The organism is Pseudomonas sp. (assembly GCF_036404235.1).
Classification (GTDB): Bacteria; Pseudomonadota; Gammaproteobacteria; order Pseudomonadales; family Pseudomonadaceae; genus Aquipseudomonas.
Window position 1 is genome coordinate 17,807 of record NZ_DASWOT010000185.1, and the last position, 15,583, is coordinate 33,389.

The 15,583-nt window shown below is 56.8% G+C and carries 13 protein-coding genes; 10 read left to right on the forward strand and 3 right to left on the reverse strand.

What is annotated here, in order from left to right; genetic code table 11:
• Positions 1-23: 23 nt before the first annotated feature.
• A complete protein-coding gene (gene clpA, locus VGC62_RS23115) occupies positions 24-2,294 on the reverse strand; it encodes an ATP-dependent Clp protease ATP-binding subunit ClpA (protein WP_331189400.1) in 2,271 nt (756 codons plus the stop codon).
• Positions 2,295-2,323: 29 nt separating this feature from the next.
• On the reverse strand, positions 2,324-2,686 hold the full coding sequence (clpS, locus tag VGC62_RS23120; protein WP_331189401.1) for an ATP-dependent Clp protease adapter ClpS: 363 nt from the start codon (positions 2,684-2,686) through the stop codon (positions 2,324-2,326).
• A 221-nt stretch (positions 2,687-2,907) separates the two neighbouring features.
• Here clpS and cspD point away from each other — a divergent pair, with 221 nt between their 5' ends.
• Entirely contained in the window at positions 2,908-3,180 is a 273-nt protein-coding gene (cspD, locus tag VGC62_RS23125; protein ID WP_331189402.1) for a cold shock domain-containing protein CspD, read from the forward strand.
• A 91-nt stretch (positions 3,181-3,271) separates the two neighbouring features.
• On the opposite strand, the gene icd is transcribed toward cspD, so the two are convergent.
• Complete coding sequence (gene icd, locus VGC62_RS23130) at positions 3,272-4,528, reverse strand: NADP-dependent isocitrate dehydrogenase (RefSeq protein WP_331189403.1); 1,257 nt, start codon at positions 4,526-4,528, stop codon at positions 3,272-3,274.
• A gap of 491 nt (positions 4,529-5,019) precedes the next feature.
• Here icd and VGC62_RS23135 point away from each other — a divergent pair, with 491 nt between their 5' ends.
• The 9 genes from VGC62_RS23135 to aceA all read left to right on the forward strand — a co-directional run bounded on the left by VGC62_RS23135 (position 5,020) and on the right by aceA (position 15,581).
• The gene (locus tag VGC62_RS23135) at positions 5,020-7,242 is read left to right on the forward strand and encodes an NADP-dependent isocitrate dehydrogenase (RefSeq protein ID WP_331189413.1); all 2,223 of its coding nucleotides are present in this window, start codon (positions 5,020-5,022) and stop codon (positions 7,240-7,242) included.
• A 95-nt stretch (positions 7,243-7,337) separates the two neighbouring features.
• Complete coding sequence (locus VGC62_RS23140; protein WP_331189404.1) at positions 7,338-7,778, forward strand: NUDIX hydrolase; 441 nt, start codon at positions 7,338-7,340, stop codon at positions 7,776-7,778.
• 71 nt (positions 7,779-7,849) lie between these two features.
• Complete coding sequence (gene mnmA / locus VGC62_RS23145) at positions 7,850-8,980, forward strand: tRNA 2-thiouridine(34) synthase MnmA (RefSeq protein WP_331189405.1); 1,131 nt, start codon at positions 7,850-7,852, stop codon at positions 8,978-8,980.
• On the forward strand, positions 8,980-9,600 hold the full coding sequence (gene hflD, locus VGC62_RS23150) for a high frequency lysogenization protein HflD (protein WP_331189406.1): 621 nt from the start codon (positions 8,980-8,982) through the stop codon (positions 9,598-9,600). Before mnmA ends, hflD begins: the two co-directional genes overlap by 1 nt.
• A 132-nt stretch (positions 9,601-9,732) precedes the next feature.
• Positions 9,733-11,103: an adenylosuccinate lyase gene (gene purB / locus VGC62_RS23155; RefSeq protein ID WP_331189407.1), complete on the forward strand. Its 1,371-nt coding sequence runs from the start codon at positions 9,733-9,735 to the stop codon at positions 11,101-11,103.
• 84 nt (positions 11,104-11,187) lie between these two features.
• Complete coding sequence (locus tag VGC62_RS23160; protein WP_331189408.1) at positions 11,188-12,354, forward strand: cupin domain-containing protein; 1,167 nt, start codon at positions 11,188-11,190, stop codon at positions 12,352-12,354.
• Positions 12,347-12,772 (forward strand): GNAT family N-acetyltransferase, encoded by a 426-nt coding sequence (locus VGC62_RS23165; protein WP_331189409.1) that lies wholly within the window; start codon positions 12,347-12,349, stop codon positions 12,770-12,772. The genes VGC62_RS23160 and VGC62_RS23165 overlap by 8 nt, the downstream gene beginning before the upstream one ends.
• Positions 12,773-12,928: 156 nt before the next feature.
• The gene (locus VGC62_RS23170; protein WP_331189410.1) at positions 12,929-13,717 is read left to right on the forward strand and encodes a secretin N-terminal domain-containing protein; all 789 of its coding nucleotides are present in this window, start codon (positions 12,929-12,931) and stop codon (positions 13,715-13,717) included.
• Between the two features lie 538 nt (positions 13,718-14,255).
• Positions 14,256-15,581, forward strand: a complete 1,326-nt coding sequence (aceA, locus tag VGC62_RS23175) for an isocitrate lyase (protein ID WP_331189411.1) — start codon at positions 14,256-14,258, stop codon at positions 15,579-15,581.
• The last annotated feature ends 2 nt before the right edge of the window (positions 15,582-15,583 follow it).

Consider the following 15,583-nt stretch of genomic DNA (forward strand, 5'->3'; position numbering starts at 1 on the left):
GGCAGAAACAACCTCATCAAGCGTCAGGCCAGTTCCGCAGCGGTCTCGAAATCGAAAGTGATTTCGCCATCCTTCAAGTCAATGTGTACAACACCGCCGTGCTCGGACAGTTCGCCGAAGAGTATCTCTTCAGCCAGCGGACGCTTGATCTTGTCCTGGATCAGACGCGCCATTGGACGAGCGCCCATCTGCGCGTCGTAACCACCTTCTGCCAACCATCCGCGAGCGGCGTCGCTGACTTCCAGCAATACACGCTTGTCTTCCAGTTGCGCCTGGAGTTCGGTAAGGAACTTGTCCACCACACTTTTGATGACCTCATGACTGAGGCGACCAAACTGGATGATGGTGTCCAGACGGTTGCGGAATTCCGGCGTGAAGCTCTTCTTGATGACTTCCATGGCATCAGACGAGTGATCCTGATGCGTGAAGCCGATCGAAGCACGAGCAGCCGTTTCGGCACCGGCGTTGGTGGTCATGATCACGATCACATTGCGAAAATCCGCCTTGCGTCCGTTGTTGTCCGTCAGGGTCCCGTGATCCATCACCTGCAGCAGCAGGTTGAAGACTTCCGGGTGCGCTTTTTCGATCTCATCGAGCAACAACACGCAGTGCGGCTGCTTGGTGATGGCTTCGGTCAATAGACCACCCTGATCAAAACCGACATAGCCCGGCGGCGCACCGATCAGTCGCGACACAGTGTGACGCTCCATGTACTCGGACATATCGAATCGCACCAACTCGATACCCAGCGCCTTCGCCAACTGGCGTGCCGCTTCGGTTTTACCAACACCGGTAGGACCTGCAAACAGGAATGACCCCACTGGCTTGTCAGGAGACTTCAGGCCCGCACGCGACAGCTTGATTGCAGTCGACAGAGAGTCAATCGCCGCATCCTGACCAAACACGGTGAGCTTGAGGTCGCGCTCAAGGTTACGCAGCAGTTCCTTGTCGGAGCTGTTGACGTGTTTTGGCGGAATACGCGCGATTTTCGCCACGATGTCTTCAACTTGAGCCACTTCGATGCGCTTGACGCGCTTCTCCACTGGCTGCAGACGCTGATAGGCACCCGCTTCGTCGATCACATCGATAGCTTTGTCCGGCATGTGCCGATCATTGATGTAGCGCGAGGCCAGCTCTGCCGCCGCGCGTAGCGCTTCGTCGCTGTACTCGATATTGTGGTGCTGCTCGAAGCGCCCTTTCAGGCCGCGCAGGATGCCAATGGTGTCCTCTACCGAAGGCTCGGACACATCGACTTTCTGGAAGCGACGCGCCAGGGCGCGGTCTTTTTCGAAGATCCCACGGAATTCCTGGAACGTAGTCGAACCGATGCAACGAATATCACCCGACGACAGCAGCGGTTTGAGCAAGTTGGAGGCATCCATCACCCCGCCCGACGCCGCGCCCGCACCGATGATGGTATGGATCTCATCGATGAACAAAATGGCGTGCGGCCGTTTTTTCAGCTCCCCAAGGAGTGCTTTGAAACGCTTCTCGAAATCGCCGCGATATTTGGTACCGGCCAACAATGCGCCCAGATCCAGCGAGTAAACGACGCTGCTCAGCAGAAGGTCTGGAACCTGGTTATCAACGATGCGTTTGGCAAGACCTTCGGCAATAGCCGTTTTACCCACACCGGCCTCACCCACCAACAACGGGTTGTTCTTGCGGCGACGCGCGAGGATCTGAGCGACACGCTCAACTTCAAGCTCACGCCCCACCAACGGGTCGATGCGGCCCTGACGGGCCAGTTCATTCAGGTTGCTGGCATAGGCATCCAGAGGATTGCCTGAAGAAGAAGACTCACCGCCCTCATCGTCCTGCATATCTTGCTCACCTTCAGAATGATCACCGTGCCCAGGCACTTTGGAAATGCCATGAGCGATGTAATTAACGACATCGATCCGGGCAACGCTCTGCTGTTTGAGCAGAAACACTGCCTGACTTTCCTGCTCACTGAAAATAGCGACAAGCACATTGGCGCCGGTGACTTCGCGCTTGCCGGAGCTCTGTACGTGGAAGACAGCACGTTGCAGTACGCGCTGGAAGCCCAGGGTTGGCTGGGTTTCACGATCCTCGTCATGAACGGGGATCAGCGGTGTCGTGGAGTCGATGAACTCCTGCAGGTCATGCTTGAGTTTATCGAGGTTGGCGCCGCAGGCACGCAGTACGGTGGCTGCAGCTTCGTTGTCCAATAGAGCCAGCAGAAGGTGCTCCACGGTCATGAATTCATGACGTTTGGAGCGGGCCTCCTTGAAAGCCAAATTGAGAGTGACTTCGAGCTCACGGTTTAACATAGCTTCACCTCATACCCAAGTGTCCGGCGTTAACCGTCCTTCTCGATCTCACAGAGTAGCGGATGCTGGCTTTCCCTGGCGTATTGGTTGACCTGCATTGCCTTGGTCTCGGCGATGTCGCGGGTAAACAATCCACACACTGCCCGTCCCTCTGTATGGACGGCCAGCATGACCTTGGTCGCCAGCTCACGATTCAGGTTGAAAAACACCTCGAGGACTTCAACCACAAAATCCATCGGCGTGTAATCGTCGTTGAACAAAACCACCTTATACATCGGTGGCACCTGCAATGTCGGCTTGGCATCCTGAACTGCGACACCCGCCGCGTCATCCTCATGGGACTGCGGATCATCCTGATTGAATGTTAGTCGAATCTTGCTGATTGCATGCATGGTAAAGAAAGGTTCGTAGGGGACGATTTGAAATAAGTAGTCGCAGTCTGACCGGTTTTCAACTGGACCGCCGCGTGACCTTGACTATCGGCTAATCGGTGTTACAAACAATAGAACCCACATTGGGTAAAAAGGGTCCGCGCAGTCAACCAAAATTTTTTAGGTCCGGCGGATGAGGTGGATGATACTCCCAACGGAGTCCTTTGCAGAGGGATGTGACTATGGCAAGCGGTAAGGTCAAGTGGTTCAACAATGCCAAGGGTTATGGGTTCATCGTCGAGGATGGCAAGACAGAGGATTTGTTTGCCCATTACTCGGCTATCAAGATGGACGGTTACAAAACGCTGAAAGCGGGCCAACCGGTCAAATTTGAAATCATCCAAGGGCCTAAAGGGCTGCATGCGGTGGAGATAGCTTCGGCCACTGAATCAGCACCCCACGCAGTGAACCAAGAGCCACACACGCAGCAAGCGCAGCAGAAAGATCACGCCTGAGCCGGACCGTTCAAGCGCGAGACCTGAAAAGCCGGTCAGCTCATACCTCGGACTGACCGGCTTTTTTTCGTTTGCAATATGTTACCTGCACCTACATGTGCGAAATCAGCGCCTCACCAAAGCCTGATGACGACACCAGCGTCGCGCCGTCCATCAGCCGCTCGAAATCATAGGTGACTGTTTTTGCTGAAATCGCGCCGTTGGTCCCTTTAATGATCAAATCTGCAGCTTCGGTCCACCCCATGTGCCGCAGCATCATTTCCGCGGACAAAATCAGCGATCCAGGGTTGACCTGATCCTTGCCTGCATATTTGGGTGCCGTGCCGTGCGTTGCCTCGAACATTGCGACGGTGTCGGACAAATTGGCTCCTGGCGCAATACCTATGCCTCCCACCTCCGCCGCCAGTGCATCAGACAGGTAGTCGCCGTTGAGATTGAGCGTCGCGATCACATCATATTCCGCTGGCCGCAACAGAATCTGCTGGAGCATGGCGTCGGCGATGGCGTCCTTGACGATGACATTCTTGCCGGTCTTTGGATTCTTGAACTGCATCCATGGGCCGCCATCAAGCAGCGTTGCGCCAAACTCCTCGCCAGCCACTTCATAGGCCCACTCCTTGAAGGCGCCTTCGGTAAACTTCATGATGTTGCCCTTATGAACGATGGTCAGCGAATCGCGATCGTTATCCACTATATATTGAAGGGCTTTACGCACCAGACGCTGGGTCCCCTCTTTCGAGACCGGCTTCACGCCAATGCCGCAATCCTGATCGAAACGGATTTTGGTGACGCCCATTTCCTCTTTCAGAAACTTGATGACCTTGGTCGCCTCGGGCGAGCCGGCCTTCCATTCGATCCCGGCATAGATGTCTTCAGAGTTCTCCCGAAAGATGGTCATGTCCACATCGCCCGGCTTTTTCACCGGGCTGGGCACGCCTTCAAACCAACGCACCGGTCGCAAACAGACATAAAGATCGAGCTGCTGACGAAGCGCAACGTTCAATGAGCGGATGCCGCCACCTACCGGAGTTGTTAACGGCCCCTTGATTGACACCACGTACTCCTTGACCGCGTCGAGGGTTTCCTGTGGCAGCCAAGTGTCCTGATCATAGACTTGAGTGGCTTTCTCACCGGCATATACTTCCATCCATGAGATTTTTCGCCTACCCGCGTAAGCCTTGTCCACCGCGGCGTCAACGACTTTGATCATCACTGGACTGATGTCCACACCGATTCCGTCGCCTTCGATGAACGGGATGATCGGATTGTCCGGAACATTGAGCGAGTGATCATCATTCACCAAGATTTTCTCGCCCATCGCTGGAACCTGAATCTTCTGGTATCCCATGCTTGACTCCTTTTTTGTTGTGGGTGGAAATCCGCATCCCACGAGCGTAGCTCAGTTACACAGGTTCGAAACCGCGTGCTCCTTTAGTCGAAAACTGACCTGAGATCCATTTGGCCGACAACGGCTGACAAATACTGCGACACCTTGCCGCAGGGCTTACAAAGCACGGCCTTGAGGAATTTCCGAGGTTTTTCCGGGGGCGACCAACGGCGCGAAAACCGCTGACGCGACTGCAAAGCGTTCACACTACCCTCGTATTAATGGCCCGGACCGGTGGTATACTGCCGCCCGTGACCATTGAGTCATTGGGGGCCTAGCCATCTGAAACGAGACTTTCAGCCCTCCAGAGGACCTGCTTGACGCTCGACTATGTACCCCATATCACGCGACGAAATTCTCGACTTTCGGCTCATCGATACTTGGGCGAAAGTGCCTACCCTGTGCATCTCGAAATTTTGTGTACGCTCAGCAAAGAAGAGAGTTATCCCGAAATGCCCAACCGTTCGAAGATCATCTATACCTTCACCGACGAAGCGCCTGCCCTCGCCACCTACTCACTCCTTCCTATCATCAAAGCCTTTACCGCCCCTGCTGATATCTCTGTTGAAACCCGCGACATCTCTCTCGCCGCCCGTATCCTGGCCAGCTTCCCCGAGCGCCTGGGCGACAAGAAAGTGTCCGACGATCTGGCAGAGCTTGGCGCGCTGGCGACTACGCCAGAGGCCAATATCATCAAATTGCCGAACATCAGTGCCTCGGTTCCGCAATTGAAAGCGGCAATCAAGGAGTTGCAGGCCAAGGGCTATGACGTCCCGAACTACCCGGACGAAGAGATTACCGACGCCGACAAGGCTGCCAGGGCTGGCTACGACAAAGTAAAAGGCAGTGCCGTGAACCCGGTGCTGCGCGAAGGTAACTCTGATCGCCGCGCGCCGCTTTCGGTCAAGAACTACGCTCGCAAGCACCCACACAAAATGGGCGCCTGGAGTGCAGACTCCAAATCCCACGTTGCGCATATGGATAACGGCGACTTCTACGGCAGCGAAAAGTCCTCGCTGATCGCAGCGGATGGCGTCGTCAAGATCGAACTGTTCGGCAAAAACGGCACTACCAAGGTCCTGAAGGAAAAGACTTCGGTACTGGCCGGTGAAATCATCGACTCCGCGACCATGAGCAAGAAAGCGCTGCGCGCCTTCGTTGCCAAAGAGATCGAAGACGCCAAAAAGCAGGGCGTTCTGTTCTCCGTACACCTGAAAGCCACCATGATGAAGGTCTCCGACCCCATCATGTTTGGCGAGTTCGTTGCCGAGTACTATCAAGACGCGCTGAACAAGCACGCTGACGTACTCAAAGAAATCGGCTTCAGCCTGAGCAACGGCATCGGCGATCTGTATTCGCGCATCAAGTCGTTGCCTGCCGACCTGCAGGCTCAAATCGAAGCTGACGTGCAAGCGGTCTATGCGACCCGTCCTCCTTTGGCGATGGTCAATTCGGACAAAGGCATCACTAACCTGCACGTGCCAAGCGACGTCATTGTTGACGCTTCGATGCCTGCGATGATTCGTGATTCCGGCAAAATGTGGAACGCCGAAGGCGTCCTGCAAGACACCAAGGCTGTCATCCCGGATCGCTGCTACGCCACTATCTATCAAGCAACCATCGAAGACTGCAAGAAAAACGGCGCCTTCGATCCGACCACCATGGGCAGCGTGCCTAACGTTGGCCTGATGGCTCAAAAAGCTGAAGAGTACGGCTCGCACAACAAGACCTTCCAGATCGAAACCGACGGCGTTGTCCGCGTTACGGATGACAAAGGCGTCGTGCTGATGGAACAGGACGTCGAAGCTGGCGATATCTGGCGCATGTGCCAGGCCAAAGACGCGCCGATCCAGGATTGGGTCAAACTGGCCGTCAACCGTGCTCGCGCCAGCAACACCCCGGCCATTTTCTGGCTGGACCCAGAGCGTGCCCACGATGCAGCAATGATCAGCAAGGTCGAAAAATACCTGAAGGATCACGACACCTCGGGCCTGGACATCCGCATCATGTCGCCTGTCGACGCGATCAAGTTCTCTCTGGAGCGTATTCGCGCCGGCAAGGACACCATCTCGGTGACCGGCAACGTGCTGCGCGACTACCTGACTGACCTGTTCCCGATCATGGAACTGGGCACCAGCGCCAAGATGCTGTCGATCGTTCCACTGATGAGTGGCGGCGGTCTGTTTGAAACCGGCGCTGGCGGTTCCGCCCCCAAGCATGTGCAACAGCTGCTCGAAGAAAACTTCCTGCGCTGGGACTCTCTGGGTGAATTCCTGGCATTGGCGGCATCCCTGGAACATTTGGGCACCACCTATAACAACCCGAAAGCGCTGGTGCTGGCGACTGCCCTGGACAAGGCCACAGGCCAATTCCTCGACAACAACAAGTCGCCATCACGTAAAGTCGGCGGCATCGACAACCGCGGCAGCCACTTCTACCTGGCCCTGTACTGGGCTCAGGCGTTGGCTGCCCAGACCGAAGATACCGCGCTGCAAGCGCAGTTCACTCAACTGGCAAAAACGCTGGCCGACAACGAAACGACCATCGTCGCTGAGCTGAACGCCGTGCAGGGCAAGCCTCTGGACATCGGCGGTTACTACTTCGCCACCCCGGAATTGGCGAGCAAAGCCATGCGCCCGAGCAAAACCCTGAACGACGCGATTAGCGCGCTCTAGTAAGGTTTGCTTCACACGCAAACAAGAGCCCCGGCCCAGTGCCGGGGTTTTTTATCGCCGCGATTGCTCCTACAGCCAAAACAGAGAACGCCTCTATGGACTGGAAACCCCACATCACCGTCGCCACCATTGTTGAAGACAATGGCCGCTTTCTGTTCGTAGAAGAGCAAAAGAACGGCAAGCTGGTGCTCAACCAACCGGCTGGCCATCTGGACCCCGACGAGACCCTGCGTGAGGCGGCGATTCGCGAAACGCTTGAAGAAACCGGCTGGGATGTCGAGTTGACCGGCGTTGTCGGTATTTACCTGTACACCGCACCCAGCAACGGGGTGACCTACCAACGGGTGTGCTTTGTCGCTAAAGCACTTCGCCATCACCCTGAGCTCACACTGGACACCGGCATTGTCGGCGCGCCGTGGATGACTCGCGATCAACTGGCCAGCCAACCCGAACGCTGGCGCAGCGAACTGGTGTTGCGCTGTGTCGACGAATACCTCGCCGGCCCCCTTTACAGCCTGGATGTGGTACGTGACTAAAGAGCTTTTTCGCCTTGACGCTGACTCCCTGCTAGAATCGCGTCCTTTTACAAGCCACCCATTGAAATCCTATGTCTGATTCAGCCTTTTCCAATACAGAGAAGAAGCGCGTCATTGTCGGCATGTCCGGCGGCGTGGATTCTTCAGTTTCCGCCCTTCTGCTCATCGAGCAGGGGTATGAGGTGGAAGGCCTGTTCATGAAGAACTGGGAAGAAGACGACGGAACCGAATACTGCACCGCCATGGACGACCTGGCAGACGCCCAGGCCGTGTGCGACCGCATTGGCATCAAGCTGCACACCGTGAACTTTGCCGCCGAGTACTGGGATAACGTCTTTGAGCACTTCCTCGAAGAATACAAAGCCGGACGTACGCCCAATCCCGACATCCTGTGCAACCGCGAGATCAAATTCAAAGCCTTCCTTGACTACGCCTTCATGCTCGGCGCCGACCTGATTGCCACCGGCCATTATGTGCGCCGACGTGACATCGACGGCCGCACCGAACTGCTCAAAGGTCTGGACCCGAACAAAGACCAGAGCTACTTTTTGCACGCGGTCGGCGGCGAACAGATCGCCAAGACACTGTTCCCGGTTGGGGAACTAGAAAAACCGCAAGTACGCGCCATTGCCGAAAAGTACGAGCTGGCGACGGCAAAGAAAAAGGATTCCACGGGCATCTGTTTTATTGGCGAACGGCGCTTCACTGACTTCCTCAAGCAGTACTTGCCCGCGCAGCCCGGCAAAATCAAAACCACCGAAGGCGAAGTCATCGGGCAACACGCGGGCCTGATGTACCACACCATCGGTCAGCGTCAGGGCCTGGGCATTGGCGGCCTGAAAGACGCCAGCGATGAGCCATGGTACGTATTGGTCAAGGACCTGGAGCACAACGAACTGATCGTGGGCCAGGGCAACGACCATCCATGGCTGTTCTCCCGCGCCCTGATTGCCTCGCAAATCTACTGGGTCAATGAAATAGACCTGAGCGCCCCGCGCCAACTGACCGCCAAAGTCCGTTATCGCCAAAGCGACCAGCGCTGCACCCTGGAACGCACCGCCGCCGGCTACCGCGCCACGTTCGATGAACCGCAGCGCGCTGTGACGCCGGGACAATCGGTCGTGTTCTACGATGGCGAGATATGTCTCGGCGGCGGCGTCATCGAACTGGCAGAACCCTGGCACAGTAAGGATGGACATTGATGAGTCCGCTTCAGGAGCAATTGGTGGCGTTGGGCGGTGTGTTTCAAGCTGCCGTGCTAGTGGACCGAATCGCCAAGACTGGCCAGGCCAGTGAAGCCGCAGTGGGTTGCATGCTCGGTAGCCTGCTGGTACTGGACCCCAAGGATACGCTGGATGTCTATGGTGGCGACGACCTAAACCTGCGCGAAGGCTACCGCGCCCTCGCCAGCGCCCTTGAGCGCGACCCCGGCACCCTGCAACGCGAACCGTTGCGCTATGCGCTGTCGATGCTCGGCCTGGAGCGTCAACTGGCCAAGCGCGACGACATGCTGGAAATCATTGGCAAACGCTTACCGCAGATCAAATCCCAGGTGGAACACTTCGGCATCGTTCATGAAAACGTGATCGCTGCCAGTGGTGCGCTGTATCAGGACACACTGAGCACGCTGCGTCAGCGGATTCAAGTGCATGGAGACATGCGCAACCTGCAACAACCTAACAATGCGTCGAAAATCCGCGCACTGTTGCTGGCGGGTATTCGCTCCGCTCGTCTTTGGCGACAAGTGGGCGGGCACCGCTGGCAGCTAGTGATCAGTCGTCGCAAGTTATTGAAAGAATTGTATCCGTTGATGCACGGCTGATTTTTTTCACTCCATCAACGGCAGCATTACCAAGTACTGCGCGATCTACGGCGACGAGTCCAAGTCAGCTCGGCTGTTTTTTCATGTATGATACGCGCCCCTTTTCGTTGCCCTACTGTCCGAGAACACCCCATGCAGCTTTCTTCGCTCACTGCGGTTTCCCCTGTAGACGGCCGCTACGCCGGCAAAACCCAGGCCCTGCGCCCTATTTTCAGCGAATACGGCCTGATCCGTTTTCGCGCCCTGGTGGAAGTTCGCTGGCTTCAACGCCTGGCCGCTCACCCGCAAATCCCTGAAGTCCCGGCGTTCTCCGCCCAAGCCAACGCGATCCTCAACACACTGGCCGAGGACTTCGCCCTCGAACACGCCGAGCGCGTGAAAGAGATCGAGCGCACCACCAACCACGACGTGAAAGCGATCGAATACCTGCTCAAAGAACAGGCCGCCAAGCTGCCGGAACTGGCCAAGGTCAGCGAATTCATCCACTTTGCCTGCACCAGCGAGGACATCAACAACCTGTCCCATGCGCTGATGCTGCGCGAAGGTCGCGACACCGTGCTGATGCCGCTCATGCGTCAAATCGCCGAATCCATCCGCGAGTTGGCGATCCGTTTCGCCGCCGTGCCGATGCTCTCGCGCACTCACGGCCAGCCTGCTTCCCCAACCACCTTGGGCAAGGAACTGGCGAACGTCGTTTACCGCCTGGAGCGCCAAATCGCTCAGATTGCCGCCGTGCCGCTGTTGGGCAAGATCAACGGCGCTGTCGGCAACTACAACGCACACCTGTCGGCCTACGCGGATATCGACTGGGAAGCCAATGCTCGCGCCTTCATCGAAGACGAGCTGGGCCTGGGCTTTAACCCGTACACCACGCAGATCGAACCTCACGACTACATCGCCGAGCTGTTCGACGCGATCGCGCGCTACAACACGATCCTCATCGACTTCGACCGCGACATCTGGGGCTACATCTCCCTGGGCTACTTCAAGCAGCGCACCATCGCCGGAGAAATCGGCTCGTCGACCATGCCGCACAAGGTCAACCCGATCGACTTCGAAAACTCCGAAGGTAACCTGGGCATCGCCAACGCGCTGTTCCAGCACCTGGCGAGCAAACTGCCAATCTCCCGCTGGCAGCGCGACCTGACCGACTCCACCGTATTGCGCAATCTGGGCGTAGGCTTCGCGCACAGCGTGATTGCCTACGAATCGAGCCTGAAGGGCATCAGCAAACTGGAACTCAACGAGCAAAAGATCGCCGCCGATCTGGACGCCTGCTGGGAAGTGCTGGCTGAGCCAATCCAGACGGTCATGCGCCGTTACAACATCGAGAACCCGTACGAGAAGTTAAAGGAACTGACGCGTGGCAAAGGCATCAGCCCTGAAGCGCTACAAACGTTCATCGACAGCCTGGACATGCCTGCGGCAGCCAAAGCCGAGCTGAAAAAGCTCACCCCGGCCAACTACATTGGCAGCGCCGTGGCACAAGCCAAGCGCATCTGATAGTACCGCCTACGCTCTGAACGCCCGGCCGAGCCGGGCGTTTTTATTTCGTTTATAAAAGTACAATCTTTCAATAGGTTACACATGAATCCTGATATTCCTCTTCAGCTACTTGGCGGCATCACGGCGCGCGAGTTCCTGCGTGACTACTGGCAGAAAAAGCCGCTGCTGATCCGTCAGGCGATTACGGATTTCCAGAATCCGCTGGACGCCGACGAACTGGCGGGCCTGGCCCTGGAAGAAGAAGTCGAATCGCGTCTGGTCATCGAACATGGCGAACGACCATGGGAACTGCGTCGCGGCCCGTTCGCCGAAGACGAGTTCAGCAAACTGCCAGAGCGTGACTGGACCCTACTGGTCCAGGCCGTCGACCAGTTCGTGCCGGAAGTCAGCGAGCTGCTTGAAAACTTCCGCTTTCTGCCGAGCTGGCGTATCGATGATGTGATGATCAGCTTTGCCGCTCCTGGTGGCAGCGTCGGCCCGCACTACGACAACTACGACGTATTCCTGCTGCAAGGCCTGGGCAAGCGTCACTGGCAGATCGGCCAGATGTGTAACAGCGAAACCCCGCTGCTCGAACACGCAGACCTGCGCATCCTGGCAGATTTCCAGGCCACCGAAGAATGGACGCTGGAGCCCGGCGACATGCTTTATCTGCCGCCTCGCCTGGCCCATTGCGGCGTCGCCGTGGACGATTGCATGACCTATTCGGTAGGGTTTCGCGCGCCTAGCGCCGCTGAAGTGCTCACCCACTTCACTGACTTTCTGGGCCAGTTCATCCCTGACGAAGAACGCTACACCGACCCTGACGTTCAGCCGGTCAGCGATCCACATCAGATTCAACACGACGCCCTCGACCGCTTGAAAGCGCTGCTCGCCGAACACATGGGTGACGAACGCCTGCTGCTGACCTGGTTCGGCCAATTCATGACCGAGCCGCGCTATCCGGAACTGGTGGTCGGCCCGGAACTGGACGAATCCGAACTGCTGGACAGCCTCGAACAAGGCGCTGTGCTGATTCGCAATCCGAGCGCACGCCTGGCGTGGTCGGAAGTAGACGACGACCTGCTGCTGTTCGCCAGTGGTCAGAGCCGTCTGCTGCCAGGCAGCCTACGTGAATTGCTGAAGCTGATCTGCGCCGCTGACGCGCTGCACTCGGACAACCTGGCTCAGTGGCTGGCCGACGACAACGGTCGCGATCTGCTGTGTGAACTGATCAAACAAGGAAGCTTGGGGTTTGCCGATGAATAACATCCGGGTACGCATCGCTGACTGGCACAAGGACAACGCCGACATCCGGCGCATCCGCGAAACGGTGTTCATCGCCGAACAATCGATTCCGCCTGAGCTGGAATGGGACGCAGAAGATGCGAGCGCCCTGCACTTCCTGGCACTTGAAGGGGATTTTCCGATTGGTACAGCGCGGCTGCTGCCCGATGGGGAAATCGGTCGTTTGTCAGTACTCAAAGACTGGCGTGGGCTGAACGTCGGTGATGCGCTGCTTAATGCCGTCATCGCTGAGGCCGAACACCGCGACCTGCAGCAACAAAAGCTCAGCGCCCAAGTGTACGCCACAGCGTTTTACGAGCGCTTTGGCTTCACCGTAGTCAGCGACGAGTTCCTTGAAGCAGGCCTGCCGCACGTCGATATGGTGCGCAACTCGAAATAAATCGAGCTACGCACACACTGAACGCCTCGCCTAACTCCAGATGACTACGCCGGAGTTACCGAGGCGTTCTGCCGTCTACGATTCAACTTGGCTCTTTTCGGGCCGACAAACTGTCAAACTCAACGCTTTGTTGCACCCATCGCGGAGATCACAGAAATGTCGTTACGTACCCTGCTCGCTTGCCTGTTGTTGGCGTGTAGTTTTGCGGCCGCTGCCGCGACAGAAATCATCCCTCTTAATTACCATACCAGCGATGATTTGCTACCGACGGTCAAATCGCTTTTAGGCAATGAAGGCACCGTCAGCGCTTATGGCAATAAGCTGATTATCAATGCGGAACCGGGCAAAATCGGCGAAATTCGTGACTTGCTATCACAGCTGGATACAGCACCAAAACGCTTACTGATCAGCGTCGATACCAGTGACAACAGCCAGCAGAACAATTCCGGCTTTTCGGCCAACGGCACAGTGATTGCGAATAACGGACAGGTCAGCGGACGCAGCCAGACGCGAATCATCAACTACGGATCAACCAGCCGCGAGGGTGGCATTCAGCAAGTACAAGCCAATGAAGGCACGCCAGCGCTGATTCAAGTGGGCCAAAGCGTGCCGGTCACCAGCACCCAGACCGACGCCTATGGCTACCCTCAAACCAACACTCAATACCGCAATGTCACGCAGGGGTTTTACGTCACTGCCAGCATTACCGGGGACATCGTACACCTGAACATCAGCACCAATCGCGATCGTCTGAGCCAGGAACGCCCCGATGCCATCAAGGTGCAGAGCACCGACACTCAGGTCAGCGGCCGACTGGGCAAATGGATCACGCTCGCTGGCACCAGTGACCAATCTCGCGCTGACGAGCAGGGAATGACCCGCCGCTACGCCACACAGGGTCGCGACGACATGACATTGCGGGTCAAGGTCGACATCCTGGAGTGAGCCGCAAACCAGCACCAGAGGGGCCGGAACTGACTGAGGAGTCGTATTCGACTAAAGATGTAGTGCCTCAAAAAAAGCACTACAAAATGTTTGACGGACCCAAAATGGCGAGGCATGATTGCCTCGCTCCCGCTAATCAGAGGCTTTGCAGAAAGCCTCCGGATCGTCGCTCTAACACACCAAAATTGAGCCGATTCGTGTCTGTATCGCCCACAAGGCAATTTGACGAGGTTGCGACTGGAACGAAGTTGTCCTGAGGGACGGAAGCGTTATTGGTCAGTTGGTGAAACAGTTTGACGAATGCACTACATGGCACCCACGAGCCGCCATATGCAAACGTCGTGACACCTCCTCGCCCACTCTTCCCTCTCTTGAGCCCCATCGTTCAACCGTCGCCACCCGTCCAATGCAGGCTTGATCGCCCCCCTCTGATCAGTGAGCAGCCATCGACGTGCCGTCCAAAAGCGCACGCTTGTTTGGTGGAGCAAGGAGCTTTTATCTCAAGACCACCCAAGACCTATGCAACGAGGTTTACCCCATGGCACAGACACGCGAACAACAAATTGCAGCCATCGAGAAAGATTGGGCCGAGAATCCACGCTGGAAAGGCGTAACTCGCACTTATTCGGCTGCTGACGTCGTCCGCCTGCGTGGTTCGGTTCAGCCTGAACACACATTCGCAAAATTGGGCGCTGAAAAGCTCTGGAATCTGGTGACACAAGGCGCCAAGCCGTCTTTCCGCCCTGATAAGGATTTCGTCAACTGCATGGGCGCCCTGACCGGTGGTCAAGCTGTACAGCAGGTGAAAGCAGGTATTCAGGCGATTTACCTATCTGGCTGGCAGGTCGCGGCGGACAACAACTCAGCAGAGTCGATGTACCCCGACCAGTCGCTGTACCCGGTTGACTCAGTGCCAACCGTGGTCAAGCGCATCAACAACTCGTTCCGTCGTGCTGACCAAATTCAGTGGAAAGCCGGCAAGAACCCAGGCGATGAAGGCTACATCGATTACTTCGCGCCCATCGTCGCTGATGCCGAAGCCGGTTTCGGTGGCGTATTGAACGCTTATGAGCTGATGAAGAGCATGATCGAAGCAGGTGCCGCTGGCGTCCACTTCGAAGATCAACTGGCATCCGTGAAGAAATGCGGGCACATGGGCGGCAAGGTCTTGGTACCGACGCAGGAAGCCGTGCAGAAGCTGGTCGCTGCACGCCTTGCGGCTGACGTCGCCGGTGTTCCTACGATCATCCTCGCTCGTACCGACGCCAACGCAGCCGATTTGCTGACGTCGGACTGCGACCCATATGACAAGCCATTCGTAAATGGCGAGCGCACACCTGAAGGTTTCTACAAGGTGCGTGCAGGCCTGGATCAAGCCATCTCTCGTGGCTTGGCTTACGCGCCATATGCCGATCTGATCTGGTGCGAAACCGCCAAGCCCGATCTGGACGAGGCTCGTCGCTTTGCCGAAGCGATCAAAAAGGAATACCCAGACCAACTGCTGTCGTACAACTGCTCGCCTTCCTTCAACTGGAAGAAAAACCTGGACGACGCAACCATCGCCAAGTTCCAGCGCGAGCTGTCGGCGATGGGCTATAAGCACCAATTCATCACCCTGGCGGGTATCCACAACATGTGGCACAGCATGTTCAACCTGGCGCACGACTACGCCCGCAACGACATGACTGCCTATGTGAAGCTGCAAGAGCAGGAGTTCGCCGATGCAGCGAAGGGCTACACCTTCGTGGCGCACCAGCAAGAAGTCGGCACTGGCTACTTCGACGACATGACCACCGTGATTCAAGGTGGCAAATCGTCGGTAACAGCACTGACCGGCTCAACCGAAGAAGAACAGTTCCACTAAGC

Excerpts from the sequence above, each read along its gene's own strand:
- clpA (WP_331189400.1), bottom strand. The coding sequence starts at position 2,294 with ATGTTAAACCGTGAGCTCGAAGTCACTCTCAATTTGGCTTTCAAGGAG.
- clpS (WP_331189401.1), bottom strand. The coding sequence starts at position 2,686 with ATGCATGCAATCAGCAAGATTCGACTAACATTCAATCAGGATGATCCG.
- cspD (WP_331189402.1), top strand. The coding sequence starts at position 2,908 with ATGGCAAGCGGTAAGGTCAAGTGGTTCAACAATGCCAAGGGTTATGGG.
- icd (WP_331189403.1), bottom strand. The coding sequence starts at position 4,528 with ATGGGATACCAGAAGATTCAGGTTCCAGCGATGGGCGAGAAAATCTTG.
- VGC62_RS23135 (WP_331189413.1), top strand. The coding sequence starts at position 5,020 with ATGCCCAACCGTTCGAAGATCATCTATACCTTCACCGACGAAGCGCCT.
- VGC62_RS23140 (WP_331189404.1), top strand. The coding sequence starts at position 7,338 with ATGGACTGGAAACCCCACATCACCGTCGCCACCATTGTTGAAGACAAT.
- mnmA (WP_331189405.1), top strand. The coding sequence starts at position 7,850 with ATGTCTGATTCAGCCTTTTCCAATACAGAGAAGAAGCGCGTCATTGTC.
- hflD (WP_331189406.1), top strand. The coding sequence starts at position 8,980 with ATGAGTCCGCTTCAGGAGCAATTGGTGGCGTTGGGCGGTGTGTTTCAA.
- purB (WP_331189407.1), top strand. The coding sequence starts at position 9,733 with ATGCAGCTTTCTTCGCTCACTGCGGTTTCCCCTGTAGACGGCCGCTAC.
- VGC62_RS23160 (WP_331189408.1), top strand. The coding sequence starts at position 11,188 with ATGAATCCTGATATTCCTCTTCAGCTACTTGGCGGCATCACGGCGCGC.
- VGC62_RS23165 (WP_331189409.1), top strand. The coding sequence starts at position 12,347 with ATGAATAACATCCGGGTACGCATCGCTGACTGGCACAAGGACAACGCC.
- VGC62_RS23170 (WP_331189410.1), top strand. The coding sequence starts at position 12,929 with ATGTCGTTACGTACCCTGCTCGCTTGCCTGTTGTTGGCGTGTAGTTTT.
- aceA (WP_331189411.1), top strand. The coding sequence starts at position 14,256 with ATGGCACAGACACGCGAACAACAAATTGCAGCCATCGAGAAAGATTGG.